We start from the raw sequence: 25,276 nt of genomic DNA, 5'->3' as shown, positions 1-25,276 counted from the left end.
CGCCTTACACACGAAAGGGCGGAAGATCACACCAACTAAAGGCGGAGCGACCGGCGCAATGTCGCCTGCCTATACTGCCATTTTGCCATCAACCGAAGGAAGGATACGCGATGAAGACCCGATTCAGCATGCTGTTGTGCGCACTGCTTGCCGCCCGCTCCGCACTGGCGGCGCAGCCGTCCATGCAATCCGCCAGCAAGCTCAGTTTTGGCGACGCCGACACGCTGTTCGTCGCCGACTGGCAGGGCGCGCGCATCTTCGCGCTGACGCTGCCGGCGCCCGCCAGCCCGGCCGGCAAACCGTTCAACTTGCAGGACGTGCAGGCGCCGATCGCCAACGCCCTCGGCGTGGCGCCGGCCGCGCTGCGCTTCGAAGACCTGGCGGTGCAGCCGGGCAGCGAACTGGCCTACATCGCCCTGACCGTACGCGGCGCCAAGGGCCGGAGCCGGCCCGCCATCGTCAGCGTCGACGCCGCCGGCAAGGTGCGCCGGCTGGACCTGAGCAAGGCCGCCGCTTCGGCCGCCATCACCGACGCGCCGGCCGCCGACGCCCGTTTCTGGCGCGACCTGCCGCAGCAGACGCTCACCGTGACCGACATGCGTTACTACCAGAACAAGCTGTACGTGGCCGGCCTGTCCAACCGCAGCTTCGCCTCCACCTTGCGCGTGTACGACTATCCGTTCAACGGCAAGGCCAGCGCCACCACCATCGAGATGTACCATCCGGTGCACAACCAGATCGAAACCCGCGCGCCGATCCGCAGCATGACGGTGATGAACATCGGCGGCGAACCGACGCTGGTGGCGGCATACACCTGCACGCCGCTGGTCACCATCCCGCTCAAGGACCTGCAGGACGGCGCCCACATCACCGCGCGCACCGTGGGCGAACTGGGATGGGGCAGCGCGCCCAATGGCCTGGTGAGCTTCAAGGCGGGCGAGGCGGAATATGCGCTGCTGGTCAACTCCAGCCGTTCGGCCGACCTGCTGAGCGCCGCCGACCTGGCCAGCGCCGCCGCGCAGCCGGGCGTCAGCACGCCGATCGACTGGCCGGCCAAGCCCTACCTGGGCGTGAAGGCGACCATGACGCCGATGTCGGCGGTGATGCGCATCGATAACCTGAATCCGCAACTGCTGCTGGCCCTGCGCCGCGCCGACGCCGGCGGCGAAATGCAGCTGGTGTCGATCCCCAAGGGCGGCTACCTGCGGCTGAGCGACTTCGTCAACGAATATGATTTCCCCGACTACCGCTACCCGGAGGGCGACAAATTCCGCGACTTCCACCAGTACGCGCGCACGCTCGAAGGCTATGCGGACCTGGCGCGCTGACGCGGCGGCGGCGCTGGCGCTGGCGGCGCTAGCGGCGCCCGGGATGGCGGCCGGCGCCAGCATCACGCCGTCCGGCCCTGAAGTGCCGCAAAACCTGCTGCGCATCGAGCTGCATCTGGACCGGCCGCTGGCCGCGCCGCTGGACATGTCGCGCGTCGCGCTGCTGGACGGCGACGGCCAGCCGATCGCGGACGCCTTGCTCGACCTGCCGCTGCGCGACCGCGACGGCATGACGGTGACCTTGCTGCTGCATCCGGGCCGCATCAAGCGCGGCGTCGGCCCGAATACCGCGCTCGGGCCCGCGCTGCGCGCCGGCCAGGCGGTGACGCTGCGCATCGACGATCCGCAGTTGGCACGGCCGCTGCAACGGCAGTGGCGCGTCACGCCGCCGCTGCGCCAGCGCATCGATCCGGCGCAATGGATGGTGCAAGCGGTGCGGCAGGGCGGCCGCCAGGCGCTGCGCGTGACGCTGCCGGCCGCGCTGGATGGCGCGGCGGCCGGCGCCATTGCGCTGCAAGGGCCGGACGGGCAACGCGTGGCCGGCAGCGCCGCCCTGGCGGACGGCGAACGTGAATGGCGCTTCACGCCCGCGCACAACTGGCGTCCCGGCGACTACCGCCTGCGGATCCACCCGCAACTGGAAGACCCGCAGGGCAATCGCCTGTGCGCGGCGTTTGAGGCGGCGCGCCAAAGCGCCGCGCCGTGCGACGACGAAGGGCTGCTGGCCTTCACGATAAAAGCGCGGTGACAAAGCGTGAGTATTGCCTGCTTATAAAGGTTGTATAGTTGCCTCGTCCGAACAACGAGTGATGACGAGGGCTACATGATGGTCTGTCGCGGGTATGGCATCCTGGTCGTGGCGATAGGCGCCCTGGGCTACGCGCTGGGCAGGCTGGGCGCCGAGCAGATCTGGGGCGCGCCGCTGCCGGCCACCTACCGCGCGGCTTCGGAGCTGGCCGGCTTGCTGCTGGCGGCCGCCATTGTCTACGGCCTGCACCGGCTGATCGAGGCGCGCCAGTCGCCGCGTGCCTACGTCGACAAAATCACCGGCGAGGAAACCATCGTCAAGCCCCGGCACGACCTGTTCTTCATTCCCCTCAAAGCCTGGTCCGGGATCCTCGCGCTGCTCGGCGTGTGGTGTTATTTCCAGCGTTAGAAAGCGCTTCCACATGGTATATTCTGGCCATGTCCGCCACCCCCACCCCGATCCGTACGCCACCCATGTTCAACCTCGCGTGGCCCCTGTTGGTCGAGCTGGGGCTGGCCATCGCCTCCAGCGTGGTCGGCACCGCGCTGGCGTCGCGCATTTCCGATGAGGCGGGCGGCGCGTTTGCCATCGCCAGCCAGGTGTCGGCGGCGCTGTTCATCCTGTTCCGCATCATCGGCGCCGGCGTCAGCGTGGTGGTCACGCAGAATCTCGGCGGCGGCCAGCGCGCGGCGGCCAACAAGGTCGCCTGCGCGGTGGTCGGCGCCAGCACCTGGCTGGGCGCCACCACCGGCCTGATCGCCATCGTCGGCGCGCACGGCCTGCTGCACCTGCTGAACACCCCCGCGGAAGTCTTCCCGATCGCCGCGCCGTTCCTGATGGCGCTCGGCCCGGCCATGCTGTTCGACGCCTGGAACGCCTCCATGGCCGGCGTGATGCGCGCCCACCTGCGCACCCGCGACACGCTGGTGGTGCTGATCATCATGCACGTCAGCCACCTGTTGATGGCGCTGCCGCTGATGTACGGCTGGGGGGCGCTGCCGGCGCTCGGTCTGCCGGGCTACGCGCTGGCCCTGGCCATCAGCCGCATGATCGGCCTGGCGCTGCACCTGATGATGTGGCGCGTCCACCTCGGCATCACGGTGCGGCGCGAGGACTGGTGGCGCTTGCCGCGTCCCGAGCTGTCGGCGGTGCTGCATATCGGGCTGCCCGGCGCGGCCGAAAATATCGCCTGGCGCCTGGCCTTCATGGTCAGCGTGGCCACCGCCGCCGAACTGGGTGCCAGGGCGCTGGCCACGCAAGCGTATGTGCTGCAACTGATGGGCGGCGTGATGATGTTCAGTATCGCCACCGGGCTGGCGGTGGAAATCGTCGTCGGTTACCTGATCGGCGCCGGCCATCTGCGCGAGGCGCACCGCGTGGTGCGGCGCTCGCTGGCGCGCGGGCTGGTGGTGTGCGTGCTGATCGCCGCCAGCGCCGCGCTGCTGGGCCGCTGGCTATTGGGCTGGTTCACGCAGGACCAGGACATCATCGCCGCCGGCGCCACGCTGCTGTGGATCACGGTGGTGCTGGAGCCGGGCCGCACCTTCAACCTGGTGGTGATCAACGCGCTGCGCGCGGCCGGCGACGCCCGTTTTCCGGTGATGGCTGGCGCCTTCTCGATGCTGTTCGTGCTGGCCGGCGGCAGTTGGCTGCTGGGCGTGGTGCTGGGCTGGGGCCTGCCGGGCGTGTGGATCGCCTACGCCGCCGACGAATGGATACGCGGCCTGATCATGTGGCGCCGCTGGCAGACCCACGCCTGGGTGCCGCATGCGCGCACCTCGCGCAAGCGGCTGCGCCCCGCCATCGTGGTCGAAGGCTGACGGTCAGCTGACTGTCAGCGGCCGGCCGCCGCCTTGCGCGCCGCCGGCAGGTTGCGCACGATCGCGCGCAACATGTCTTCCACGTCGATCGGCTTGGCGATGAAGTCATTCATGCCGCAGGCGATGCACTGCTCGCGCTCGGACACCATCACGCCGGCCGTCATCGCCAGCACCGGCAGGTGCAGCTTCAGTTCATCGCGGATCTTGCCGGTGGCCTCGAAGCCGTCCATCTCCGGCATCTGCACATCCATCAGCACCAGGTCGTACAGGTGGGCGTCGGTGCGCAGGCGCTCGACGGCCAGGCGGCCGTTGTCGGCGGTGTCGATCAGCGCGCCGGCGTGGGACAGCATGGTGCTGGCCACCAGCTGGTTGACCGGATTGTCCTCCACCAGCAGGATGCGCACGCCGTCCAGCCGCTGGCCGGCAAGGTCGGCATCGGCCGCCGGCGCGGCGTCGCGCAGGCTCGATTGCGCCTGCTGCAAGGTCTCCGCCAGCCGCGCGCCGGTCACGGGCTTGAGCAGCACCGCGTCGGCCATCTGCGCGCCGTCGGTGTGCAGCAGCTTGCCCTGGCCAAAGGCGCTGATCATCAGGATCACCGGCATGCCGGCGATGGCGCGGTCGTTGCGAATGGCCTGCATGGTGGCCAGGCCGGACATGCCGGGCATGTTCCAGTCTACCAGTACACCGTCGTAGCGGGCGCCCTGACTGTGCAGGTAATCCAGCGCCTGCTCGCCGGTGCTGGCGCTGTCGCAGGTCCAGCCGCGCGCGCGGATGCTGCGGCACAGGTAGTCGGCGCTGGTGGCGTCGTCGTCCACCACCAGCAGGTGCTGCACGCTGCCCAGGCGTTCGTGCGGCGCCTCGGCGCCGGCCTGCAGCGGCACGGTGAGGATGAATTCACTGCCGACGCCAGGCGTGCTGCGCACGTCGATGGCGCCTCCCATCAGCGCGGCCAGGCGGCGCGAAATGGCCAGGCCCAGGCCGGAGCCGCCGAAGCGGCGCGTCATCGAGGCGTCGGCCTGGGAGAAGGGCGCGAACAGTTGCGCCACGCGGTCGGCGGGGATGCCGATGCCGGTGTCGCGCACCGTGAAGCGCAGCGCGGCCGGCGCCGCGGCCAGTTCCACCAGCACCGACACCGATCCCTTTTCGGTGAATTTGATGGCGTTGCCGACCAGGTTGACCAGCACCTGCTGCAGCCGGTGGCCGTCGCCCACCAGCGCCTGCGGCACGCCCGGCTCGACGCCGATGGCCAGCTCCAGGTCCTTCTCGCCGGCGTTGACCGTCATGATGGTGGCGATGGCCTCCAGCATGGCGGACAGCTGGAACGGCAGCGGCTCCAGTTCCATGCGGCCGGCCTCGATCTTGGAGAAATCCAGCACGTCGTTGAGGATGCTGAGCAGGGAATGGCCGGACGAGCGTATCATCTCCACGTATTTCAGCTGCTCGGCCGACAGCGTGGTATTGCCCAGCAAATGCGCCATGCCCAGCACGGCGTTGAGCGGGGTGCGGATCTCGTGGCTCATGTTGGCGACGAATTCGCTCTTGGCGCGGCTCGCGGCCTCCGCCTGGTCGCGGGCGGCGATCAGCGAGCTTTCCGACTGGCGCAGGGCCCCGGTCATCTGCCGCGCCAGCGCGGTGGCGTAAGCCTGGCGCGCCGTCAGTGCGCGCACCACGCCGAAGAACAGCAGGCTGATAATCACGCCCGCCAGCAGCACGATGTGCGACTTCTGGCGGTCGATGGCATTTTCAAATGCCGGTTGCGAGGTGAAACGCAGCGTCCATTGGTGGTGCAACAGGTCCAGCGACATGGTGCGCAGGTAGGGGTTGGGATACTGCTGCGGATCGGCCGGCGCGCGCTCGCTGGCATACAGCAGCGCGTCCGCCTGCGTGCCGGCACCGTCGAAAATCTCCAGCCGCACGGTCTGGTCGGCGGTGCCGAGCAAATCCCGCATCAACTCGTCGGCGCGGATCGGGCTGTAGGCAAAGCCCTGCAGCGCCGCCATGCGCTGGGCCGGTGTGCTGTTCTGGTCCAGCATCGCGTCTTTGCGGTAGACCGGGAAGTACATCAGGAAGCCGGGCATGCCGGAGCTGTCGTGCTCCTGCACCAGCGCCACCTTGGCCGTCAGCGCCGGCGAGCCGCTGCGCGCGGCATCCAGCAAGGCCTGGCGGCGGGTCGACTCGGACAGCATGTCGTAGCCGAAGGCGCGCAGATTGCGCCCGGCGAAGGGCTCCAGGTACATCACCACTACCGATGCGCCGACATCGGGGCCGTGGTTGTTGTTCCAGATGTGGAAGTCCTCATAGCCCTGGTAGCGGATTTCCTTTTCGGTGGCCTCGCGCTGGTCGGCGCGCAGGTACATGCCGTAGCCCAGCCCCATCACGCCGGGGAAGTTGTGCTCCAGGTCCATGCCCTCGGCGAAGTCGCGCCACTGGTCGCGGGTGGGATCCGGCTGCGCCTTGAACAGCGCCTGGGCGCCGCGCAGGCCCGATTCGTAGAGCGTCATGCGACGCGCGATGCGCCTGGCGATGTCGGCGCATTCGGCCTCGAACTGCTCCTGCGCGCGGCGCTCGGTGCTGGCCGACAGCAGATGCCACACCGCCACCGTCAGGCCCACGCCCACCAGCAGCGTGCCCCACTGGGCGGCGCTGTAGCTGGCCTTGTCGTTGCCGGCGCGCTGGCGTTCGCTGGCGTCGGCGCACAGCACCAGCGCGATCAGGCTGCACAGCATGATGAAGCTGACCAGCGCAATCAGGGCGTCGTTCAGCGTGCCGACCGCGAACGGCCCGTAGCCGTGGATGGTGCCGGCCACCGCGCTGCCGGCGGTGATCATGCAGACGGCGCTGGCGCCGCGCAGTCCGTGGCGGTGCGACGACCAGGCAATGGCCAGCACAAACAGGTAGGGCAGCCATCCCATGCCAACGTCGTACGAGTAGCGGCGGCCGAACACCGCGTACGACAGCGCCGCCAGCACCACCAGCGATAGCGCTATTTCCAGCGCCGCGCGCCAGTGCCAGCGCGGCAGCCGCCGCACGCACCAGACGATGATGGCTGGGCCGAACAGCAGAATGCCGGCCATGTCGCCGACCCACCAGGTGAGCGCGATGGCGCCGTGGGCGGCGGCCGGCGCCAGGCCGCTGTACACCAGCGTGCTGCTGCCGATGCCGGCGCTGACGGCGCTCATGGCCATTGCCACCACGGCGAATTTGTAGACGTTCTGCTGCTGCCCCATGGGCTGCTTGATGTCGAAGTAGCGCCGCACCAGCCACACGCCGGACAAGGCCTCCAGCGTATTGCCGCCGGCGATCAGCGACGCGGCCAGCAGCACGCCACCGTGCAGCGGCAGGCCGTTGGCGTGGAACACGGCCAGGTTGGCCGTCAGGGCGCCCACAAAGATCGCTGGCCAGGCGCGGTAGCCCATGATCAGCAGCGCCGCGAAGGCGATGCCGGACGGCGGCCACACCGGCGTGGCGTTGGTATGCGCGAACGCCAGCAGCAGGCTGGCGCGGGCGACCAGGGCGTAGCACAGCGTGAGCAGCACGAGCGCGCGCATGGGAGATTCGGTGGTTGTCAACGATGAGCCACTATAGCGTAAATATTGTCATAATGGTTTGGCATATGGACCCGTGGCGGGTTATATTTTGTCATCTAGTTGATAGCGAGTGAACCTTGTCCCTGCCTTCCAACGATGCCATGATCGTTGCTGTGTCGGTGGTGTTTGCGGCGCTGGTCGGCCTGCTGTCGCTGGTTCGCAATGCGCGCCAGAAGGCGGCGCTCGACGCGGCCCTGCACCGCAGCCAGGAAAGCGAACGGCGCGCGCGCGTGCTGGCCGACACGCTGCCATTGCTGATCGCCTACCTGGACCGTGACCTGCGCTACCGCTTCGCCAATGCCCATTATCGCACCCAGTGGGGACTGGAGCCGCGCGATATGTTGGGGAAAACCGTCAGTGACGTCTTCGGCCCGGCCGCCGAGCCTTGGCTGGGCGATTTGCACGCGGCGCTGGCCGGACGTCGCTTGCATTACGAACGCGACTTCCATGGCGCCGACGGCGTGCTGCATTTTTTGGTCGACCTGGTGCCGGACCGCGCGCCGGACGGCCGCGTGGCCGGCTTTTACCTCACCGCCATGAACATCACCGACCGCAAGAACAGCGAGCAGCGCGCCGAGGCGGCCAGCCGCGCCAAGAGCGAGTTCGTGGCCAATATGAGCCACGAGATCCGCACGCCGATGAACGCGGTGCTGGGCGTGGCCTATCTGCTGGAGAACACCGCGCTGAGCCACCAGCAGAAGGAGTACGTCGGCATGATACGTTCGTCCGGCCAGGTCCTGCTGGGCATCCTGAACGATGTGCTGGACTTTTCCAAGATCGAGGCCGGGCGCATGGAACTGGCGCCGCAGCCCTTCCTGCTGCGCGAGGTGCTCGATTCGCTGGCCAACGTCATGACGCTGCCGGCCAATGCGCGCGGCATCAGTCTGGCCATCGATGCCGGCGACGACGTGCCGCCGGTGCTGGTGGGCGATGGCATGCGCCTGCAGCAGATCCTGATCAACCTGGTGGGCAATGCGGTCAAGTTTACGGAGCGCGGCGGCGTCTCGGTGCGGGTGACGCTGGAACAGGGCGGCGCCGCCGCCGACAGCCTGCGCTTGCGCATCGCCGTGCGCGACACCGGCATTGGCATGGACCTGGAGCAGCAAAGCCGCCTGTTCTCCGCCTTTAACCAGGCCGACGCCTCGACCACGCGCCGCTTCGGCGGCACCGGCCTGGGACTGGCCATCTGCCGCCGTCTGGCGGAACTGATGGGCGGCGAGATCACCGTGCGCAGCGCCCCCGGCACCGGCAGCGAATTCGTGGTGACGCTGCCGTTCGGCGTGGCCGACGCCGACGCCACCATCGAGCATCCGGCGCTGCAAACCGCCGCCGCGCAAGGCTGGATGCTGCCCGCTACGCCGGCCTTGCAGGAGGCGCCGCCCGAAGCCGTGGCGGACGCCGCGCCGCGCCTGGCCGGCCTGCGGCTGCTGCTGGTGGAGGACCATCCGCTGAACCAGCTGGTGGCGCGCGGCATGCTGGAACACGCTGGCGCCAGCGTGGAGGTGGCGGAAAACGGCCAGTTGGCGGTCGATTGCCTGCGCCAGCGCGCCGCCGACTACGACATCGTGCTGATGGACGTGCAAATGCCGGTGATGGACGGCTACGAGGCCACGCGCCACATCCGCCACACGCTGGGCCTGAAGCTGCCGGTGCTGGCAATGACAGCGGGGGTCATGCAATCCGAAAAAGACCAGTGCATCGACGCCGGCATGGACGATTTCATCGCCAAGCCGGTCGACGTGGAGCAGATGCTGGACACCATTTCGCGCCACTGGGAGGCGATTCGCGCCCGCTGAACGCATTTCGTCGCAAGCCGGCACGCCGGCCTCGGGCCGTGGATAAAGTGGCAGCACACCTCAACCACTTCTGCCCACCGGAGCCCGCCATGAACCGATTGCTGCTTGCCTTGTTGTTTGCTTCCACCGCGCCCGTCTTTGGCGCCGATCTGACCATCCGCATCGACGGCGTGGCCAGCGCCGACGGCGACATCAAGATCGCCCTCTACAACTCGGCCGACTCCTTCCTCAGCAAGCCGGTGCGCGGCCTGCAGGCGCCGGCCCACGCGGGCACGGTGGAAGTGAAAGTGGCCGACCTGGCGCCGGGCGACTACGCCTTCGCCGTCTATCACGACGCCAACGGCAACGGCAAAATGGACCGCAACATGGTCGGCATGCCGACCGAGGACTACGCCTTCAGCAACAACGCCGCCGGCAAGCGCGGCGCGCCGCGCTTCGAGGACGCGCGCATCGCGCTGCCGGCCGATGGCGCCACCGCCACCGTCAACCTGCGCTGAACGGAGTTCGCCATGACCAATCGCCGCCACTTCCTCAGCTTCGCCGCCCTGGGCCTCGCGTCCCGCCCCGCGCTGGCGGACAGCCTGACCTACCAGGCCTTCCACCACGCGCTGGACGGCAACGCGCGCCTGCTGGCCTACGCCGACCACACCGGCGACGTGGCCGGCGACGCCACCGTGCTGGGACGCCTGCCGGCGGACCTGAACGGCGTCTTTTACCGCAACGGGCCGGGACGTTTTGAACTCGGCGGTGAACGCTATCATCACTGGTTCGATGGCGACGGCTTTGCCCAGCGCTGGCAGATCGGCGACGGCAAGGTCAGTCACATCGGCCGCTTCGTGTCGACGCAAAAGTTCGAGGAAGAGAGCAAGGCGGGGCGCTTCCTGTTCCCGGCCTTCGGCACCTGGATCGACCGCAAGGCCATGAAAAACAACGACACCGTCAACGTCGCCAACACCAATCTGCTGCCGTTCAACGGCCGCGTGTACGCCTTGTGGGAGGGCGGCTCCGCCACCGAGGTCGATCCGGACACGCTGGCCACGCGCGGCATCAAGACCTGGCGCCCGGACCTGAAGGCCATGCCGTTTTCGGCCCATCCCAAGCCGGATCCGGACGGCGGGCTGTGGAACTTCGGCACCTCGCCCGGTGCCGACCAGTTGGTGATCTATCGTCTGAACGCCGCCGGTGAAGTCGCCCGCACCGCCATGATCGCGGTGCCGAAGCTGAACATGGTGCACGACTTCGTGGTCAGCGGCCGCCACCTGATTTTCCTGGTGGCGCCTTACGACCTGCGCGACACGGCGGGGGCCAGCTTCGCCGAGCGCATGGCGTGGGCCGGCGACAAGGAACCATTGCGGGTGCTGGTCATCTCCAAGGATACGCTGGCCCTGCGCCAGGTGTTCGAGCTGCCGGCGCGCTCCGTCTTCCATTTCGGGAACGCCTGGGAAGACGGCGCCAGCACCCGGTTCGACGTGGTGCTGCACGAAGGCGACGCCCTGCGCAAGGTGGGCCTGCCGATGCGCGGCGCGTCGCGCATGGTGTCCGACAACCCAAGCAGCACGGTGCAGATCACGCTGGATTACGCCAGCGGACAGGCGCGCGAGGCGCGGTTGTTCGGCGTCAGCGAATTCCCGCGCGTGATGCCGCAGGTGGTGTCGGCGCGCCACCGCAAGCTGCTGGTGCTGGGCGCCAGCGGCCGCGAACTGATACTGGATAGCGTCAACCTGATCGACACGGACAACGGCAAGGCCGATGGCTATGCCTTCGGTCCCGGATGGCAGGTCGAAGAGCACGTGCTGGTGCCGCGCCGCGGCGCGCGGTCGGAAACCGACGGTTACGTGGTCGGCGTGGCGCAGGACACGCGCCGCGCGCAGAGCGTGCTGACGGTGTTTGATGCGCACAACATCAAGGCCGGTCCGGTAGCGCTGGCGCGGTTGCCATATCGCGCGCCGGTTTGCTTTCATGGTAACTTTCTGGCGGCATGAATCACATGAAGGCAAGTATGACCCAACAAGAGCAAGCCCCGGTGCGGGCGCACCCGCTGGAGCTGATCCCGTTCTTCCGCCGCTGGCGGCCATCGCCGCGCCGCGACCTGGCGTACACCGTCATCTGGAGTACGCTGATCGGTGTGGTGCTCACCGCGTGCGTGCGCCTGCTGTCGCAGGACGATGCCAGCCTGGCGGAGCGCTGGTGGTCATTGCTGCTGATGTCCAACCTGGTGGGCCTGATCGTTCACGGCGGCATGGTGGCTGGCAATCGCCTGCTGCGCGGCTGGCCGCGCCGCGCCCGCGGGCTGCCGCGTTTCCTGTTCAACCTGGCGCTGATGGCGGTCGCCGTGCTGCTGGGCGTTGTGCTGGGCAACGCCATCTGGAACCGCGGCAATTCGCTGCATCTGTTGACCAACCGCGCGGTGGTGATCCAGTGCCTGGTCATCGCAGCCTGTATAGCCTTGCTGATGTACCTCGTGCGCAGCGCCGCCGAGCGCCGTCACGCGGTGGCGATGGAGGCGGCGCGGCAGAAGGAATTTGAGGCGGCTAGCGCGCGCATGCTGGCCGAGGCGCGGCTGCGCGCGCTGCAGGCGCAGATCGAGCCGCACTTCCTGTACAACACGCTGGCCAATGTGGTCGGCCTGATCGGCCCGCGGCCGGCGCAGGCGCAACACATGCTGGAGCGCTTCATCGACTATCTGCGCGCCAGCCTGGCCGCCAGCCGTAGCGAGGAGGCCACGCTGGGCTCCGAGGCCGCGCTGATCGGCGCTTATCTCGACGTGCTGGCGGTGCGCATGGGCGAGCGCCTGCGCTACCGCATCGAGCTGCCGGATGAGTTGCGCCAGGTCCGCATCGCCCCCATGCTGCTGCAGCCGGTGGTGGAAAACGCCATCGCCCACGGCCTGGAGCCGAAGGTGGAGGGCGGCGAGATCGTGGTCAGCGCGCGCGTGGAGGGCGAACAGTTGTGCGTGCGCATCAGCGATACCGGCGTGGGCCTGGACGACACGGCGCCACGCAAGCCGGGCGGCGGCGTGGGGCTGAGCAATCTGCGCGAGCGGTTGCGCAGCTTGTACGGTGGCGCCGCCAAGGTAGAATTACTGGAAAATCAACCCTGCGGCATGACGGTCCGCCTCGTGCTGCCCCTGAATGTGAGTCCGACATCATCGATACCATCCGTGCCCTGATCGCAGACGACGAAGCCCATCTGCGCGACTACCTGGAAAGCCAGCTGAAGGCCGTCTGGCCCGAGCTGCGCGTGGTGGCGCGTGCCGCCAACGGCATCGAAGCGCTGCGCATGATCGACGAGGAGGCGCCGCAGGTGGTGTTCCTCGACATCCGCATGCCCGGCCTGAGCGGGCTGGATGTGGCGGCCAGGCTGGTAGACAGCCGCACGCCGCCGCACATCGTGTTTGTCACCGCGTACGACCAGTATGCGGTGGAGGCGTTCGAGCATTCGGCGGTGGACTACCTGCTGAAGCCAGTGAACCTCGAGCGGCTGGAGCGCACGGTCGCCAAGCTGAAGACCCGCTTGCGGCCGGCGTCGCCGGTGGAGGGCGCGGTGCCGGCGGCGGCGCTGCAAGCCTTGCTGGCGCAACTGGCGGCGGGTGGCCTGACGGCGGCACTGCCCACGCCCACGCCGGCGCCCGCGCCGCTGCAATGGATACGCGCCTCGCAAGGCGACGAAACGCGCCTGATCCCAATCGAAGACGTGATCTACTTCCAGAGCAACGACAAATACACCAGCGTGTTCGTGGCGGACGGCGAAAGCCTGATCCGCACGCCGATCAGCAAGCTGCGCGAGCAGCTCGACGAACAGCAGTTCTGGCAGATCCACCGCAGCGTGATTGTGGCGGCGCGCCACGTGGCTGGCACCCGCCAGGACTTTCGCGGGCGCGTGATGGTGCAGCTGAAAGGCCGCCCGGAACAGCTGGTGGTCAGCCGCAACTACGTGGATCTGTTCCGGGGGATGTGAAGCTTAGCTGCCCAGCACCGGCTTGACCCTGGACGCCGCCAGCTTGGCGTTGATGCGCGCGGTGTCGACGTCGTCGGCGGTGGCCAGCGCCACGCCCATGCGGCGGCGCGCGAACGATTCCGGCTTGCCGAACAGGCGGATGTCGCTGTGCGGCACGCGCAGCGCCTCGGCCACGCCTTCAAAGGCAATGCCGGCCGCCTCGTGCTGGCCGTAGATCACCGCCGACGCGCCCGGCGACTTCAGCGCCACATTCACCGGCAGGCCGAGAATGGCCTTGGCATGCAGCTCGAATTCGCTCTGCACCTGGGTGGCCATGGTCACCATGCCGGTATCGTGCGGACGCGGGCTCACTTCCGAGAACCACACCATCTCGTCCTTGACGAACAGCTCGACGCCGAACAGACCCAGGCCGCCCAGATCCGCCGTCACCTTGCCGGCGATGTCGCGCGCGCGTTCCAGCGCCGCCGGATGCATGCGGCATGGCTGCCACGATTCCACGTAGTCGCCTTGCACCTGCACGTGGCCGATCGGATCGCAGAACTGCGTCACCACCTGGCCGTCCTCGCCCAGCGAGCGCACGGTCAGCAGCGTGATTTCGTAATCGAAGTCGATGAAGCCTTCGACGATCACGCGGCCCGAGTCCACGCGGCTGCCGGCGGCGGCGTAGTCCCACGCGGCTTGCACCTCGTCGGCGCTGTCGATCTTCGACTGGCCCTTGCCCGACGACGACATCACCGGCTTGACCACGCAAGGGAAGCCCACGGCATCGGCGCCGGCCCGCAGTTCTTCCAGGCTGCTGGCGAAACGGTAGGGCGAGGTGGCCAGGCCCAGCGTTTCGGCGGCCAGGCGGCGGATGCCTTCGCGGTTCATGGTCAGCTGCGCGGCGCGCGCGGTCGGAATGCAGGTGATCTTGCCGGCCTGCTCCAGCTCCGCCAGTTTGTCGGTGGCGATGGCCTCGATCTCCGGCACCACCAGGTCCGGCTTCTCCTGTTCGATCAGCGCCGCCAGCGCGTCGCCATCGGTCATGTTGATGACGTGGGCGCGGTGCGCCACCTGGTGGCCGGGCGCGTTCGGGTAGCGATCGACGGCAATGACTTCCACGCCCAGGCGCTGCAGCGCGATGATGACTTCCTTGCCCAGTTCACCAGAACCGAGCAGCATGACTTTGGTGGCGGTGGGCGACAGCGGCGTGCCGAGCGTGCGGGGAGTTTTCATGGCGGGTCGTCAAATCAGAAGGAATAAACCAGGGTCACCGAGGTTTGCGTATCGGTGTTTTTCTTGTCGGCGGGGACGTTGGTGTCGTTGCGGATGTTGAACGCCGCCTTCATCTGCATGGTGCTGTTGATCTTGGTGCGCAGCGCGGTTTCCGCCAGCGAGTGGATGTTGTCGGTGCCGCGTTCCACCACCACGTTCTGGCTGAACTGCGCGCTGTCGCTCAGTTTCCATTTCAGCAGCGCGGCGCCGCGGATGGTCGGGCCGTTCTCGGTTTCGCCGCCGGCGCGCACGCCGCGGAAGTAGCCAGGACCGACTTCCACGTCCAGCGTGTGCGTATCCGACTGGTAGGTCTGGGTGCCGTAACCGACGCCGATGGTGGAGTAGCGGGTGTAGGCGCCGAATTTATCGTCGACGTGCGTGACCAGCGCGTACAGTTTGCCATGGTCGTCGTGCAGCAGCTTGTAGCCGGCTTTGGCCGATGCGGCGTAGCGTTGCGCCGAGCGCTCGCGCACCTCCTGGCCATCGGCGTTGGTGACTTCTTCGTCCTTGAAGTAGCCGGACAGGATGTATTCGTTGCTCCAGTTGTGCAGTTCCTGCTTGGCGTCGATCTTGCCGGTCACCGAGGTACCGACCGTGTTGCCGGAGGTGGAGATGGCGCCCAGTTCGGCGGAGGTGTTCCAGCCGTGGGCATTGACTGGGTCCAGCGTATCGGCGGCGGCGCAGCCGTGGGCCAGCGCCAGCGCGGAAAGAATCAGCAGAGATTTCATAGGCATGAAGACGCGGTGCCGCGTGGCGGCCAGCCGCTGTCGTGATACTGAAAGAAGGCGGTATTGTAACCGACACGGAACCAACTTGCCGCATTCCAGATGGGATGTGCGAGGCCGTACAGACCGTGAAAGCGCGCCGGCGGATGATGGAGGCTCTTGTCAAAGGGGCATCGATCATGAAACTCATCCTGTGCGCGGCACTGGCCGCGATGACTGGCGTGGCCGGCGCCACTGTCAACCGCTGCGTGGACACCGAAGGCCACGTGCTGCTGACCGACGCGGAATGCCCGCAGGGCAGCCGCGTGGAAGACAGCACCGAGCACGTGGCGGCGGCCATGACCAGCTCCGAGGCGTCCGCGCCGGCGCCGCGCAGCCGCTGGGCCGACCTGCCGCGCCCCCTGGTGCGCAAGACCGTCAGCACCGACGTCGCCACCTTGCAGGCGGCGCGCCAGACGCTCACCATGCAGGACGAGCTGCACAAGCAGCGCCGCCTGCTCAGTTCCCGTTGATGTAATCTTCCAGTCCCGCCGCCAGCGCGGTATAGACGGCGGCGCAGGCCGGATTGCCGCGCAGGTTCTCGTGCATGGCCAGCCATGTGTCCAGCGGAATGGTCAGCAGGTCCGGCGCCACGCGCACCAGGTCCGGATCGCGCGCGGCCAGCCGCACCTGGCAGATGCCGATGCCGATGCCGGCGCGGATGGACGCGAGGTGAACCAGATCGCTGTCGCTGCGCAGTGCAAACTGGTTCGCCGCCAGGTTGCCCAGCAGCGGTTGCAGCTTGCGCGTGAAGGCGTTTTCCGTCTCGATGCCGATCAGCGCATGGCGCGCGATCTCTTCCCACGTGCGCGGTATGCCGTGGCGCTCCAGGTAGCGCCGGTGCGCATGGAATCCCAGTTCGATGTTGCCGACCCGGCGCGCCACCAGCACATCCTGCTCCGGGCGCTGCATGCGCACGGCGATGTCGGCGTCGCGCCGCAGCAGGTTTTCAATGCGATTGGATACCGCCAGCTGGACGGTGATGCCGGGATGGCTCTCGCGCAGACGCGCCAGCAGCGGCGGCAGCACTTCCACGCTCACCACCTCGCTGGCGGTGACGCGCACCATGCCCTGGATGGCGGCGTCCGCGCCGCGTCCCAGGCCGGAGGCGGCGCGCAGTAGCGCAGAGGAGGCGGCGGCCAGGGTTTCGGCGTAGGGCTGCAACGCGTGCGCCGCCTCGGTGGCGATAAAACCGGCCTGCGAGCGGGTGAACAGCGACAGGCCAAGCGTTTGCTCCAGCGCGTCGATATGGCGGCCGACAGTGGGCTGCGTCAGACCGAGCGCCCGCGCGGCACCCGATAGCGAGCCTTCCTTCAGCACGGACAGGAAGGAGCGGTACAAATCCCAGTTTGGCTCGATGGTCATACGAAATTGTATAGCGGCTATGCAGCTTTCGGTAATTTTCTTTTAGCCCGCATGCGGCCACACTGTGCAACACGTCGTTACGGCGCAACTTTCACAACAGGGAGAAGAACATGAACAAAGTGGCATTGGTACTGGGCGCAACGGGCGGCATTGGTGGCGAGGTGGCGCGGACCTTGCTGGCGCGCGGCTGGCGGGTGAAGGCGCTGCACCGTGCGCCGGAGCGGGCGGCCAAACAAGGCGATGGCTTGCAATGGCTGGCCGGCGACGCGATGCACCGCGACGACGTGGTCGCTGCCGCGCAGGGAGTTGACCTGATCGTGCACGCGGTGAATCCGCCGGGCTACCGCAACTGGGGCCAGCTGGTGCTGCCGATGCTGGAGAATACGATGGCGGCGGCGCGCGCCAGCGGCGCCCGCATCCTGCTGCCAGGGACCGTGTACAACTACGGCCCGGACGCCTACCTGCACATCACCGAATACGCGCCGCAGCAGCCAGTGACGCGCAAGGGCGCGATCCGCGTGGAGATGGAGCGCCGCCTGCGGGCATCCGGCCTGCCGGTACTGATCGTGCGGGCCGGCGATTTCTTCGGACCGGACGCCGGCAACAACTGGTTCGCGCAAGGCCTGGTCAAGCCGGGCAAGCCGGTGACGGCGATCAGCAATCCGGCGTCGCCGGGCGTTGGCCATCAATGGGCCTATCTGCCGGATGTGGCGGAAACCATGGCGCGCCTGCTGGAGCGCGCCGACGCGCTGCCGCAGTTTGCGGTGTTTCACATGGAGGGACACTGGGACGCCGACGGCACCCAGATGGTGGCGGCCATCGCGCGTGCGGCCGGCAAGCCGGATCTGAAGGCAGGCGCCTTCCCGTGGTGGCTGACGACGTTGGCGGCGCCGTTTGTGACGGTGTTCCGCGAGCTGCGCGAAATGCGCTATCTGTGGCGCCACCCGGTGCGCATGTCCAACGCGCGCCTGCTGTCGGTGCTGGGCAGCGAACCGCATACGCCGCTGGATATCGCGGTCCGCCGCACGCTGCAAGGGCAGGGCTGCCTGCCACCGTCAGCGGCGGCGGACGACGGCGCGCGGCAGGTTACATCCGGGGTTCGCCCGTTTTCGCGTTGACGGCGATGGTGTTGCCCGGTGGAGTGCTCATCTGCACGCGATGCTGCACGCCGCGATAGTCATAAGTGACTTCCCAATATTCCGGGCGCGGATTGCTGACGTTTTCGCAGCGGCGCACGTCGCGCGTGTAGGTGTTGTTCTGATTGGCGACGTTGTTGCCGATGGCCGCGCCGGCGATCGCGCCGCCGGCCGTGGCCACATCGCGGCCGGTACCGCCGCCGACCTGGTGGCCCAGAATGCCGCCGATCAGCGCGCCGGCGATCACGCCGCCGGCATTGGGGCGCGACGGTTCCTGCACCTGCTGGCGCTCAACCCAGCAGCGCTGCTCCGGCGAGCCGACCACCGCGCGCACGTCGCGCACCGGCACGTCGACGATACGCTCGCTCGGGCGGCGGCGCCATTCATAGCTCGGTTGCGCGATCGGCGGCGGCGCCTCGTTCTCATAGCGGTCGCGCGGACGGATCGGGCGCACCGACGAGATGCGGTTGTTCAGCCCCATGCCGCGCAGCGACTCGTAGCTGCCCTGGCGCAGCACCATGCACTGGCCGCGGAAGTTGGCGTCCTCGCAGACTTCCCACTGGCCGCGATCGACCACCACCGACGAGGCGCGGTCATTGAAGCCGCTGCGCGACAAGTCGCGCACCTGGCCGTTGGCGGAGTAGGCGCGGCCGCGCCAGCCTTCGCCCTCATAGAAAGTGATTTGTGCGAAGGCTTGCGAGGCCAGGCCCAGTGCGGCGGCGGCCACGGCGATCTTCATGGTCTTGTTCATTGTCTTCTCCTGATTGGATGAGGCTTGAGGATCGCCGGTTTGCGCGTTCCGTTCTGTACGCAAGCGTACATAGTGCTCACGGCTCCACCGAGTGCGCGCGCTTCAGGCAACGCAGCACGAAGGTGGAGCGGCTGTGTTTCAGGCCGGGCAGCTTGTAGAGCTTCTTGCGCAGGAATTCCTCGTAGCCGGCGGTGCCGGCCACCGCCACCTTGATCAGGTAGTCGTAGTCGCCGGTCAGCAGGTAGGCTTCCATCACTTCCGGCAGCCCGGCCAGCGCCTGGCCGAATTTTTCAAAGATGTCGTCGTCGTGGCGGTCCAGCGTGACCTCGATGATGACGGTGTCCGGATAGCCGAGCGCCGTCTGGCTCAGGAGCGCGGTGTAGCCTTCGATCATGCCGCCTTCCTCCAGCGCGCGCACGCGGTTCCAGCATGGCGTGGTGGAGAGGCCGACTTTCTCGGCCAGCTTGGTGTTGCTCAGGCGGCCGTCCAGGCGCAATGCGCGCAGGATGCGGCGATCCAGTTCGTCGATTTCCATGAAAAATCCGATATTGAAGATGAATATTCCCTCTATTTTATATCGTGGAGAATAGTCTGCTGATAAATCGAAGATTTGGCATAAATCCAGGGAGCCTATTTTCTGCTTTTCTGGCTATGCTGTGAGCATGGAAATCACACAAAAGAGCTACCGTTTTTGCATCGAGCCGGATGCGCCCATCGCCACGCTGGAGTCGGCGTTGCAGGTGGTGCGCCGGCTGGAGATTGAGCTGCGCGCACTGCGCACCACCGCCACGCCGCACGGCATGGAGGTGCAGATGCGGCTGGCGGCGCCGGAGGAGGATATTCTGACGTTGTGCCGCATGCGGCTGCATAACCTGATCGGCATCCTGCCGATCCGCGAGATGAAGGCGGCTCAGGCGGCGACGTAGCTGTACTTGATCAGGAATACCACGGCGATAATCCACACCACCGGTTTGACCTGGCGCGCCTGGCCGGTCAGCAGTTTGAGGCCGGCGTAGGTGATGAAGCCAAACGCGATGCCGTGCGCGATGGAGTAGGTGAACGGAATCACCAGCGCGGTAATGGCGGCGGGGACGCTCTCGGTGGTGTCGCTCCAGTCGACGTCGATCAGGTCGCGCAGCATCAGGCAGGCGACGAACAGCAGCGCCGGCGCGGTGGCATAGGCCGGCACCACGCCGGCGATCGGCGCGAAGAACAGCGCCGCCAAAAACAGCACGGCCACCACCAGCGCGGTCAGGCCGGTACGGCCGCCTGCCTGCACGCCGGCCGCGCTTTCCAGGTAGGCGGTGGTGCTGGAGGTGCCCAGCAGCGAGCCGGCAACGATGGCGCTACTGTCGGCCAGCAGCGCCTTGTTCAGGCGCTCCATGCGGCCGTTGACCAGCAGGCCGGCGCGCGAGGCCACGCCCATCAGGGTGCCGGTGGCGTCGAACAGTTCGACCAGGAAGAACACCAGCACCACGTTGAACAGGCCGAGGCCCAGCGCGCCCTGCAGGTCCAAGTGGAACAGCGTCGGCGCGATCGACGGCGGCAGCGACATGAAGCCGTGGAAGGTGTTCCCGCCAAAGAAGAAACTCAGCACCGTCACCGCCACGATGCCGATCAGCAGCGCGCCCGGCACCTTGAGCCGGTCCAGCGTGACGATCAGCAGAAAGCCGAAGATGGCCATGATGGTGTGCGGATTGTGCATGTCGCCCACGCGCACCAGCGTCTCCGGATTGGCCACCACCAGGCCCGCGCTCTTCATCGCGATCAGCGCCAGGAACAGCCCCAGGCCGACGGTAATCGCCACCCGCAGCGAATGCGGGATGCCGTTGACGATATGCTCGCGCACCTTGAACAGGCTGACCACGATGAACAGGCAGCCCGAGATAAACACCGCGCCCAGCGCCGATTGCCACGGTACGCCCATGCCCAGCACCACGGCGTAGGCGAAGTAGGCGTTCAGGCCCATGCCGGGCGCCATGCCGATCGGGTAATTGGCGTACAAGCCCATGATGAGGGTGCCCAGCGCCGCCGCCAGGCAGGTGGCCACGAACACCGCGTCCTTCGGCACGCCGGCGTCGCCCAGAATGGCCGGATTGACGAAGATGATGTAAGCCATCGTCAGGAAGGTGGTGACGCCGGCCACGACTTCGGTACGGACACTGGTGCCATGCTCGGCGAGCTTGAAGAATTGTTGTAATGTCGGCATAGGCACTCCCGTAGCTTGAATCGAGGGCGAAGAATAGCATGATGGCACGCTTGCCCGGCAGGTGCTAAAAACACAAAAAGATGTGATAATGCAAAATTAGTTGTCTAACACACTCTAGCATGGGCGCCGCATGAAGGCACGCATCTGGGGCGCGCGCGGCTCGCTGCCGGTGGCCCTGAACCACAAACAAATCCGCGCCAAGCTGGTGGCGGCGCTGGAAGGCGCGATCGGCCGCGATCTCGACACGCCCGCGAAGGTGGCGGACTATGTCGACCATGCGTTGCCGTTCGACGTGCGCGGCACCTACGGCGGCAATTCCAGCTGCGTGGAAGTCGAGGCCTGGGACGGCGACGCGGTGCACGAACACATCATCCTCGACCTCGGCACCGGCGTGCGGCCGCTGGCCGGGGCCAAGCTGGCGCGCTATGGCGCCGGGCGGCCGCAGACCTACCACGTGTTCCTGTCGCACCTGCACTGGGACCACATCATGGGCTTCCCGTTCTTCACGCCGGCCTACATCCCGGGCAACCGCATCATCATCTACGGCTGCCACCAGGAGCTGGAGCAGGCGCTGCGCCGCCAGCAGGACCCGGTCAGCTTCCCGGTGCGCTTCGAGCAGCTGGCGGCCGACATCTCCTTCGTGCAGATGACGCCCGGCGTGCCGCTGCAACTGCGCGACGTGACGGTGACGGCCAAGCTGCAGCTGCACGCCGGCGACTCCTACGGCTACCGGCTGGAGCAGGGCGGCAAGGCGCTGGTGTACAGCACCGATTCCGAACACAAGCTGGATAACGCCGCCGAACTCGCGGCCTTCGTCGACTTCTTCCGCGACGCCGACCTGGTGATTTTCGACGCCATGTACTCGCTGGCCGAGTCGATCTCGGTCAAGGCCGACTGGGGCCATTCCAGCAATGTGGTGGGGGTCGAGCTATGCCAGTTGGCAGGTGTGCGCCAGCTTTGCCTGTTCCATCATGAGCCGGTGTACGACGACGCCCGCATCGCGCGCGTGCTGGCCGAGACGCGTCATTACGCCGAGGTGACCTGCGAGGCGCCGCTGGAGATCGTGTCGGCCTACGACGGCATGGAAATCGCGCTGTAAGCCCCTTACAATAGCGGGGCACTTATTCTTCACAGGACCACGCATGACCGAGTTTTCCACCGATATCTACACCGAACCGCATCCGATCGATGTCAACACCCTCAACAACCTCGGCCCGCTGACGCCGATGGCGGGCATCTGGAAAGGGGAGCGCGGCCTGGATACCAAGCCGAAGGCGGACGGCGCCCGCAAGCAGGCGTACGTCGAGCGCATCGAGCTGTATCCGATCGACCCGGTCACCAATGGGCCGCAGCTGTTCTACGGCCTGCGTTATCTGATCATCATCAACAAGCCGGACAACGTCAAGACCTACCACGAGCAGGTCGGCTACTGGCTGTGGGAGCCGAAGACCAAGACCGTGATCCAGACGCTGGGCATCCCGCGCGGCCAGATCGCCATGGCCTCGGCCGTGGTGGAGCCGGACGCCAGGCAGTTCGAGCTGGTGGCGCGGCTGGAGTCGGACACTTACGGCATCCGCTCCAATCCCTTCCTCGAATACGGCTTCAAGACCACCGAGTACCGCATCAAGGTCACCATCAATGACGACGGCACCTGGGGCTACGAGGAAGACACGGTGATGCTGCTGCGCGGCGAGGAAGAGTTCCACCACACCGACCGCAACCTGCTGCACCGCGTGGCCGATCCGCTGCCGAATCCGCTGGCCAGCGGCGTGCCGGCCTAGTCGGCGATGGCGTAACCGTCGCGGCCATTGCGCTTGGCCGTGTACAGCGCGCTGTCGGCGCGCGCCACCAGCGCGGCCGGCGTTTCATCGTCGCCGTCGTGCAGCGCCAGGCCGATGCTGGTGCTGACGTGGCGCGGCGCGCCGTCCAGCGTGAATGGCGCATGCATGGCGTCGACGATCTTGCCCGCCAGGCGCGCCGCTTCGCCGGCGTTGGCCACCTGCTCGAACACGATGACGAATTCGTCGCCAGCCAGGCGCGCCACCGTGTCCGAGGCGCGCACGCTGGCCACCAGGCGCGCGGCGAATTCCTTCAGCACCTGGTCGCCGGCGCCGTGGCCCAGCGTGTCGTTGATCTCCTTGAAGTAGTCGATGTCCAGATAGGCCAGCGCCAGTGGCTGGCGGTGGCGCCGCACGCGCAGGATGGCGCCGTGCAGCACCTCTTCAAACATCAGGCGATTGGCGATGCCGGTCAGGGTGTCGATGCGCGCCAGTTGCTTCAGGCGCTCCTCGATATCCTTCATGCGCGTGGTGTCGTGCGTCAGCGCGTAGATGCCCAGCACCTCGCCCTCGGCCGACAGTTCCGGCAGGAAGGTGGTTTCCAGCGTGTGCCGGCGGCCACCGATTTGCGTTTGCAGTTCGTAGCTGGCGGCCTTGCCGCCGTAGGCCTGGTCCAGATGCGGCTGCGCGATGCGGTATTGCTCGCCGCCGATGCCCTCGGCCAGGTGGCGGCCGATCAGCGTTTGCGGATCGATGCCGAACCAGTGCCGGAAGGTGGCGTTGAGGAACTGGAACCGGCGCTCGCGGTCCAGGTAGGCGATCAGCACCGGCAGGTTGTCGGTCAACAGCTTGAGGCGCTTTTCGCTGGCGGCCTGGCGTAGTTCGGCGTTCTTGCGCTCCGTGATGTCGAGCGCCATCAGGTAAAAGCCGGCCACCGTGCCGTCGGTGCCCACGTCGGGTATCAGGTCGCCCATCACCTGGCGCTGCAGGCCTTTGTGGATCGCCTCGCGCTCGTAGTGCACGCGCTGGCCGCGCAGCGCCGCCGCGTTCAAATGGGCCACGCTGTCGGCGAACGCCTGGCCGGCCACTTCGGCGATGGTCTTGCCCAGCATGGCGCGCGGGTCGAAGCCCATCATGCTGCGGAAGTGGGCGTTGGTGAAGCGGTAGCGCAGGTCGCGGTCGATGTAGGCGATGATGGCCGGGATGCTGTCGGCCACCATGCGCAGGCGCTTCTCGCTGGCGGCGATCTGCTGCTCGTACTGTACCCGCTCGGTGATGTCGTGCAGGAAGGCGGTGGCGTGCCAGGCGCCGTCGTGGCGCAGCGAGCCCACCGACACCTCGACCGGGATCTCGTGGCCGTCCTTGTGCAGCGCCGTCAGGCGCATGCGGGTGTTGACCATCGCGCCGCCGCCGCCCAGCGTGAACGACAGCATGCCGTTGCGCTGACCGCCGCGCTGCGCCGGCGGCACGATCAGCGCCGCGATGTCGCGGCCGATGGCTTCCTCGCGCGTCCAGCCGAAGCTGCGTTCGGCGGCGGCGTTCCACTTGGTGACGATGCCGCTGTTGTCGCAGCTGACAAAGGCGTCCGGCGCCCGCTCCAGGATATTGCTGATCAGCGATTCGCTGTCGCGGATGGCTTTCTGCGCGCGTTCGCGCTCGGCCACCAGTTCGTAAAACGCGGCGCCCAGTTCGCCGATTTCGTCGCCGCCATCGCGTTGCAGCACGCCGATGTCGGCCGCGCCGCTGCGGATGTCGCTGATATTGCGATGCAGGCTGCCGAGCGGCTTGAACAGCGTCTGGATCGCCAGCCAGGCCATTAATCCGGCAAAGGCGGCAAACCCGCCGGCGGCCAGCATGGCATGACGGCGCATCGTGATCATCGGCGCGAAGGCCTCGTCGACCGGGAAGCGGGCGCCGATGATCCAGTCGGTCGATTGCAGATGCTTGTACGAGTAAATGCCCGGGCTGCCGTCCTTGTTGACCGCCTCGGTCCAGCCCTCGAATCCGCGCAGCGCCATGTCGGTCGCGTGGTTGTAGCCGGGGCGGACGTTGATGTGCTCCAGCAGCCGCCGCGGGTTGGGGTGATGGATCAGGATACCGTCCCGGCTCATGATGAACAGAAAGCCGCTCTTGCCCGGCTTTTGCGCGGCGATCTGCTCCAGGAAGCCGGAGTTGGTCAGGTCGATGCTGCCGCCCAGCAGCATGATGGTGCGGCCCTGGACATCGCGCACCGGCTGCAAAATCATGATCGACGGCAGGCCGGTCTGCACGCTCCGGTAGGGCGGCGAGATGATCGTCTTGCCGGCGGCCAGCGCGTTGTCGAGAAAGGCGCGGGCGCGCGGCTTGAGCGCCAGCGTGGCCGCCGCGTGATCGCCTTCGGTGTGCAGCAGCGTGCCTTGCTGGTTGAAGATGTGCAGGTCGAGAAATTCGCCGCGCGCCACCGCGTGCCGGGCCACGAAGGCTTGCATGGCGGCCGGATTGTCGCCGGCCTCGCGCGGCAGCGTGTCGGCCAGGCTGGCCAGCAGCACTTTGCGCGCGGTCATCTGCGTGTCCACCTGCGCGGCAATGGACGACAGCAGCGCATATTGCTGGTCGCCGATCACGCTTTTCATGTCGCGCTCCGCCAGCAGCAGCGCCACCAGCGTCACGATCAGCGTGGCCGCCAGCACCAGCATGACCACCACCACGGTCATGCGGAACTTGAGGCTACGCGGTAGCGTTGCAAAAACGGCCATGTTGCTGAGGTTGGTCTCGGTTGAAATCAGTATTACACGAAATTCCCG

At 67.3% G+C, this 25,276-nt stretch carries 22 protein-coding genes; 14 read left to right on the top strand and 8 right to left on the bottom strand.

The genetic code is table 11. From position 1 onward, the window contains the following. The first annotated feature begins 110 nt into the window (after window positions 1-110). From FHW58_RS06740 to FHW58_RS06725, 4 genes are all read left to right on the top strand, one after another. Window positions 111-1,328 (top strand): hypothetical protein, encoded by a 1,218-nt coding sequence (locus FHW58_RS06740; protein WP_229265071.1) that lies wholly within the window; start codon window positions 111-113, stop codon window positions 1,326-1,328. Further along, complete coding sequence (locus FHW58_RS06735) at window positions 1,309-2,076, top strand: hypothetical protein (protein ID WP_179672283.1); 768 nt, start codon at window positions 1,309-1,311, stop codon at window positions 2,074-2,076. Before FHW58_RS06740 ends, FHW58_RS06735 begins: the two co-directional genes overlap by 20 nt. Before the next feature lie 75 nt (window positions 2,077-2,151). Further along, window positions 2,152-2,484: a hypothetical protein gene (locus tag FHW58_RS06730; RefSeq protein WP_179672282.1), complete on the top strand. Its 333-nt coding sequence runs from the start codon at window positions 2,152-2,154 to the stop codon at window positions 2,482-2,484. Window positions 2,485-2,513: 29 nt separating this feature from the next. Next, complete coding sequence (locus FHW58_RS06725; protein ID WP_179672281.1) at window positions 2,514-3,896, top strand: MATE family efflux transporter; 1,383 nt, start codon at window positions 2,514-2,516, stop codon at window positions 3,894-3,896. A gap of 14 nt (window positions 3,897-3,910) precedes the next feature. On the opposite strand, the gene FHW58_RS06720 is transcribed toward FHW58_RS06725, so the two are convergent. Next, window positions 3,911-7,444: a CHASE domain-containing protein gene (locus FHW58_RS06720; protein WP_179672280.1), complete on the bottom strand. Its 3,534-nt coding sequence runs from the start codon at window positions 7,442-7,444 to the stop codon at window positions 3,911-3,913. 116 nt (window positions 7,445-7,560) lie between these two features. On the opposite strand from FHW58_RS06720, the gene FHW58_RS06715 reads away from it, so the two are divergent. The 5 genes from FHW58_RS06715 (at window position 7,561) to FHW58_RS06695 (ending at window position 13,236) form a co-directional block, all read left to right on the top strand. Then, window positions 7,561-9,279, top strand: coding sequence for a PAS domain-containing hybrid sensor histidine kinase/response regulator (locus FHW58_RS06715; RefSeq protein ID WP_229265070.1), 1,719 nt, complete (start codon window positions 7,561-7,563; stop codon window positions 9,277-9,279). Window positions 9,280-9,368: 89 nt separating this feature from the next. Next, window positions 9,369-9,776 (top strand): DUF2141 domain-containing protein, encoded by a 408-nt coding sequence (locus tag FHW58_RS06710; RefSeq protein ID WP_179672279.1) that lies wholly within the window; start codon window positions 9,369-9,371, stop codon window positions 9,774-9,776. A gap of 12 nt (window positions 9,777-9,788) precedes the next feature. Next, complete coding sequence (locus FHW58_RS06705) at window positions 9,789-11,261, top strand: carotenoid oxygenase family protein (RefSeq protein ID WP_179672278.1); 1,473 nt, start codon at window positions 9,789-9,791, stop codon at window positions 11,259-11,261. A 17-nt stretch (window positions 11,262-11,278) separates the two neighbouring features. Continuing rightward, entirely contained in the window at window positions 11,279-12,448 is a 1,170-nt protein-coding gene (locus FHW58_RS06700) for a sensor histidine kinase (RefSeq protein ID WP_229265069.1), read from the top strand. A 20-nt stretch (window positions 12,449-12,468) separates the two neighbouring features. Continuing rightward, window positions 12,469-13,236 (top strand): LytTR family DNA-binding domain-containing protein, encoded by a 768-nt coding sequence (locus FHW58_RS06695; RefSeq protein WP_229265201.1) that lies wholly within the window; start codon window positions 12,469-12,471, stop codon window positions 13,234-13,236. Window positions 13,237-13,239: 3 nt separating this feature from the next. Here FHW58_RS06695 and purT read toward each other — a convergent pair whose 3' ends face one another. Beyond that, window positions 13,240-14,451 carry a formate-dependent phosphoribosylglycinamide formyltransferase gene (purT, locus tag FHW58_RS06690; RefSeq protein ID WP_179672276.1) on the bottom strand — a complete coding sequence of 404 codons (1,212 nt, stop codon included), beginning with the start codon at window positions 14,449-14,451 and terminating at the stop codon, window positions 13,240-13,242. A gap of 14 nt (window positions 14,452-14,465) precedes the next feature. Continuing rightward, window positions 14,466-15,224 (bottom strand): YdiY family protein, encoded by a 759-nt coding sequence (locus tag FHW58_RS06685; RefSeq protein WP_373996637.1) that lies wholly within the window; start codon window positions 15,222-15,224, stop codon window positions 14,466-14,468. Between the two features lie 170 nt (window positions 15,225-15,394). Between FHW58_RS06685 and FHW58_RS06680 the strand changes: the two genes are divergently transcribed. Further along, a complete protein-coding gene (locus FHW58_RS06680; RefSeq protein WP_229265068.1) occupies window positions 15,395-15,727 on the top strand; it encodes a DUF4124 domain-containing protein in 333 nt (110 codons plus the stop codon). On the opposite strand, the gene FHW58_RS06675 is transcribed toward FHW58_RS06680, so the two are convergent. Further along, on the bottom strand, window positions 15,714-16,619 hold the full coding sequence (locus FHW58_RS06675; RefSeq protein WP_179672275.1) for a LysR family transcriptional regulator: 906 nt from the start codon (window positions 16,617-16,619) through the stop codon (window positions 15,714-15,716). The two genes, FHW58_RS06680 and FHW58_RS06675, sit on opposite strands and share 14 nt — an antisense overlap. Window positions 16,620-16,729: 110 nt before the next feature. On the opposite strand from FHW58_RS06675, the gene FHW58_RS06670 reads away from it, so the two are divergent. After that, a complete protein-coding gene (locus tag FHW58_RS06670) occupies window positions 16,730-17,737 on the top strand; it encodes an SDR family NAD(P)-dependent oxidoreductase (protein WP_179672274.1) in 1,008 nt (335 codons plus the stop codon). Here the strand turns inward: FHW58_RS06670 and FHW58_RS27770 are convergent. Together FHW58_RS27770 and FHW58_RS06660 are read right to left on the bottom strand one after the other, a co-directional pair. Further along, window positions 17,706-18,506 (bottom strand): beta/gamma crystallin-related protein, encoded by an 801-nt coding sequence (locus FHW58_RS27770; protein WP_179672273.1) that lies wholly within the window; start codon window positions 18,504-18,506, stop codon window positions 17,706-17,708. The two genes, FHW58_RS06670 and FHW58_RS27770, sit on opposite strands and share 32 nt — an antisense overlap. Window positions 18,507-18,582: 76 nt before the next feature. After that, on the bottom strand, window positions 18,583-19,041 hold the full coding sequence (locus FHW58_RS06660; protein ID WP_179672272.1) for an Lrp/AsnC family transcriptional regulator: 459 nt from the start codon (window positions 19,039-19,041) through the stop codon (window positions 18,583-18,585). A 127-nt stretch (window positions 19,042-19,168) separates the two neighbouring features. Here FHW58_RS06660 and FHW58_RS06655 point away from each other — a divergent pair, with 127 nt between their 5' ends. Further along, entirely contained in the window at window positions 19,169-19,432 is a 264-nt protein-coding gene (locus FHW58_RS06655; protein ID WP_179672271.1) for a hypothetical protein, read from the top strand. Here the strand turns inward: FHW58_RS06655 and FHW58_RS06650 are convergent. Beyond that, window positions 19,417-20,715, bottom strand: a complete 1,299-nt coding sequence (locus FHW58_RS06650) for an NCS2 family permease (RefSeq protein WP_179672270.1) — start codon at window positions 20,713-20,715, stop codon at window positions 19,417-19,419. The genes FHW58_RS06655 and FHW58_RS06650 overlap by 16 nt on opposite strands. A 130-nt stretch (window positions 20,716-20,845) precedes the next feature. On the opposite strand from FHW58_RS06650, the gene FHW58_RS06645 reads away from it, so the two are divergent. Then, entirely contained in the window at window positions 20,846-21,814 is a 969-nt protein-coding gene (locus FHW58_RS06645; RefSeq protein WP_179672269.1) for an MBL fold metallo-hydrolase, read from the top strand. Between the two features lie 43 nt (window positions 21,815-21,857). Next, the gene (locus FHW58_RS06640; RefSeq protein ID WP_179672268.1) at window positions 21,858-22,496 is read left to right on the top strand and encodes an FABP family protein; all 639 of its coding nucleotides are present in this window, start codon (window positions 21,858-21,860) and stop codon (window positions 22,494-22,496) included. On the opposite strand, the gene FHW58_RS06635 is transcribed toward FHW58_RS06640, so the two are convergent. Beyond that, complete coding sequence (locus FHW58_RS06635) at window positions 22,493-25,228, bottom strand: PAS domain S-box protein (protein ID WP_179672267.1); 2,736 nt, start codon at window positions 25,226-25,228, stop codon at window positions 22,493-22,495. The two genes, FHW58_RS06640 and FHW58_RS06635, sit on opposite strands and share 4 nt — an antisense overlap. Window positions 25,229-25,276 lie beyond the last annotated feature (48 nt).

The sequence above is a fragment of the Duganella sp. 1224 genome (genome assembly GCF_013408245.1).
GTDB lineage: Bacteria > Pseudomonadota > Gammaproteobacteria > Burkholderiales > Burkholderiaceae_D > Rugamonas.
Note: the sequence above shows the minus strand (reverse complement) of the source record. Positions and strands in the feature narration are given on the sequence as shown.

What these genes read in the sequence shown, in the direction of transcription:
- FHW58_RS06735 (WP_179672283.1), top strand. Translation starts at nt 1,309, where the DNA reads ATGCGGACCTGGCGCGCTGACGCGGCGGCGGCGCTGGCGCTGGCGGCG.
- FHW58_RS06655 (WP_179672271.1), top strand. Translation starts at nt 19,169, where the DNA reads ATGGAAATCACACAAAAGAGCTACCGTTTTTGCATCGAGCCGGATGCG.
- FHW58_RS27770 (WP_179672273.1), bottom strand. Translation starts at nt 18,506, where the DNA reads ATGAACAAGACCATGAAGATCGCCGTGGCCGCCGCCGCACTGGGCCTG.
- FHW58_RS06645 (WP_179672269.1), top strand. Translation starts at nt 20,846, where the DNA reads ATGAAGGCACGCATCTGGGGCGCGCGCGGCTCGCTGCCGGTGGCCCTG.
- FHW58_RS06670 (WP_179672274.1), top strand. Translation starts at nt 16,730, where the DNA reads ATGAACAAAGTGGCATTGGTACTGGGCGCAACGGGCGGCATTGGTGGC.
- FHW58_RS06680 (WP_229265068.1), top strand. Translation starts at nt 15,395, where the DNA reads ATGAAACTCATCCTGTGCGCGGCACTGGCCGCGATGACTGGCGTGGCC.
- purT (WP_179672276.1), bottom strand. Translation starts at nt 14,451, where the DNA reads ATGAAAACTCCCCGCACGCTCGGCACGCCGCTGTCGCCCACCGCCACC.
- FHW58_RS06660 (WP_179672272.1), bottom strand. Translation starts at nt 19,041, where the DNA reads ATGGAAATCGACGAACTGGATCGCCGCATCCTGCGCGCATTGCGCCTG.
- FHW58_RS06685 (WP_373996637.1), bottom strand. Translation starts at nt 15,224, where the DNA reads ATGCCTATGAAATCTCTGCTGATTCTTTCCGCGCTGGCGCTGGCCCAC.
- FHW58_RS06635 (WP_179672267.1), bottom strand. Translation starts at nt 25,228, where the DNA reads ATGGCCGTTTTTGCAACGCTACCGCGTAGCCTCAAGTTCCGCATGACC.
- FHW58_RS06740 (WP_229265071.1), top strand. Translation starts at nt 111, where the DNA reads ATGAAGACCCGATTCAGCATGCTGTTGTGCGCACTGCTTGCCGCCCGC.
- FHW58_RS06650 (WP_179672270.1), bottom strand. Translation starts at nt 20,715, where the DNA reads ATGCCGACATTACAACAATTCTTCAAGCTCGCCGAGCATGGCACCAGT.
- FHW58_RS06730 (WP_179672282.1), top strand. Translation starts at nt 2,152, where the DNA reads ATGATGGTCTGTCGCGGGTATGGCATCCTGGTCGTGGCGATAGGCGCC.
- FHW58_RS06725 (WP_179672281.1), top strand. Translation starts at nt 2,514, where the DNA reads ATGTCCGCCACCCCCACCCCGATCCGTACGCCACCCATGTTCAACCTC.
- FHW58_RS06675 (WP_179672275.1), bottom strand. Translation starts at nt 16,619, where the DNA reads ATGACCATCGAGCCAAACTGGGATTTGTACCGCTCCTTCCTGTCCGTG.
- FHW58_RS06710 (WP_179672279.1), top strand. Translation starts at nt 9,369, where the DNA reads ATGAACCGATTGCTGCTTGCCTTGTTGTTTGCTTCCACCGCGCCCGTC.
- FHW58_RS06720 (WP_179672280.1), bottom strand. Translation starts at nt 7,444, where the DNA reads ATGCGCGCGCTCGTGCTGCTCACGCTGTGCTACGCCCTGGTCGCCCGC.
- FHW58_RS06640 (WP_179672268.1), top strand. Translation starts at nt 21,858, where the DNA reads ATGACCGAGTTTTCCACCGATATCTACACCGAACCGCATCCGATCGAT.
- FHW58_RS06700 (WP_229265069.1), top strand. Translation starts at nt 11,279, where the DNA reads ATGACCCAACAAGAGCAAGCCCCGGTGCGGGCGCACCCGCTGGAGCTG.
- FHW58_RS06705 (WP_179672278.1), top strand. Translation starts at nt 9,789, where the DNA reads ATGACCAATCGCCGCCACTTCCTCAGCTTCGCCGCCCTGGGCCTCGCG.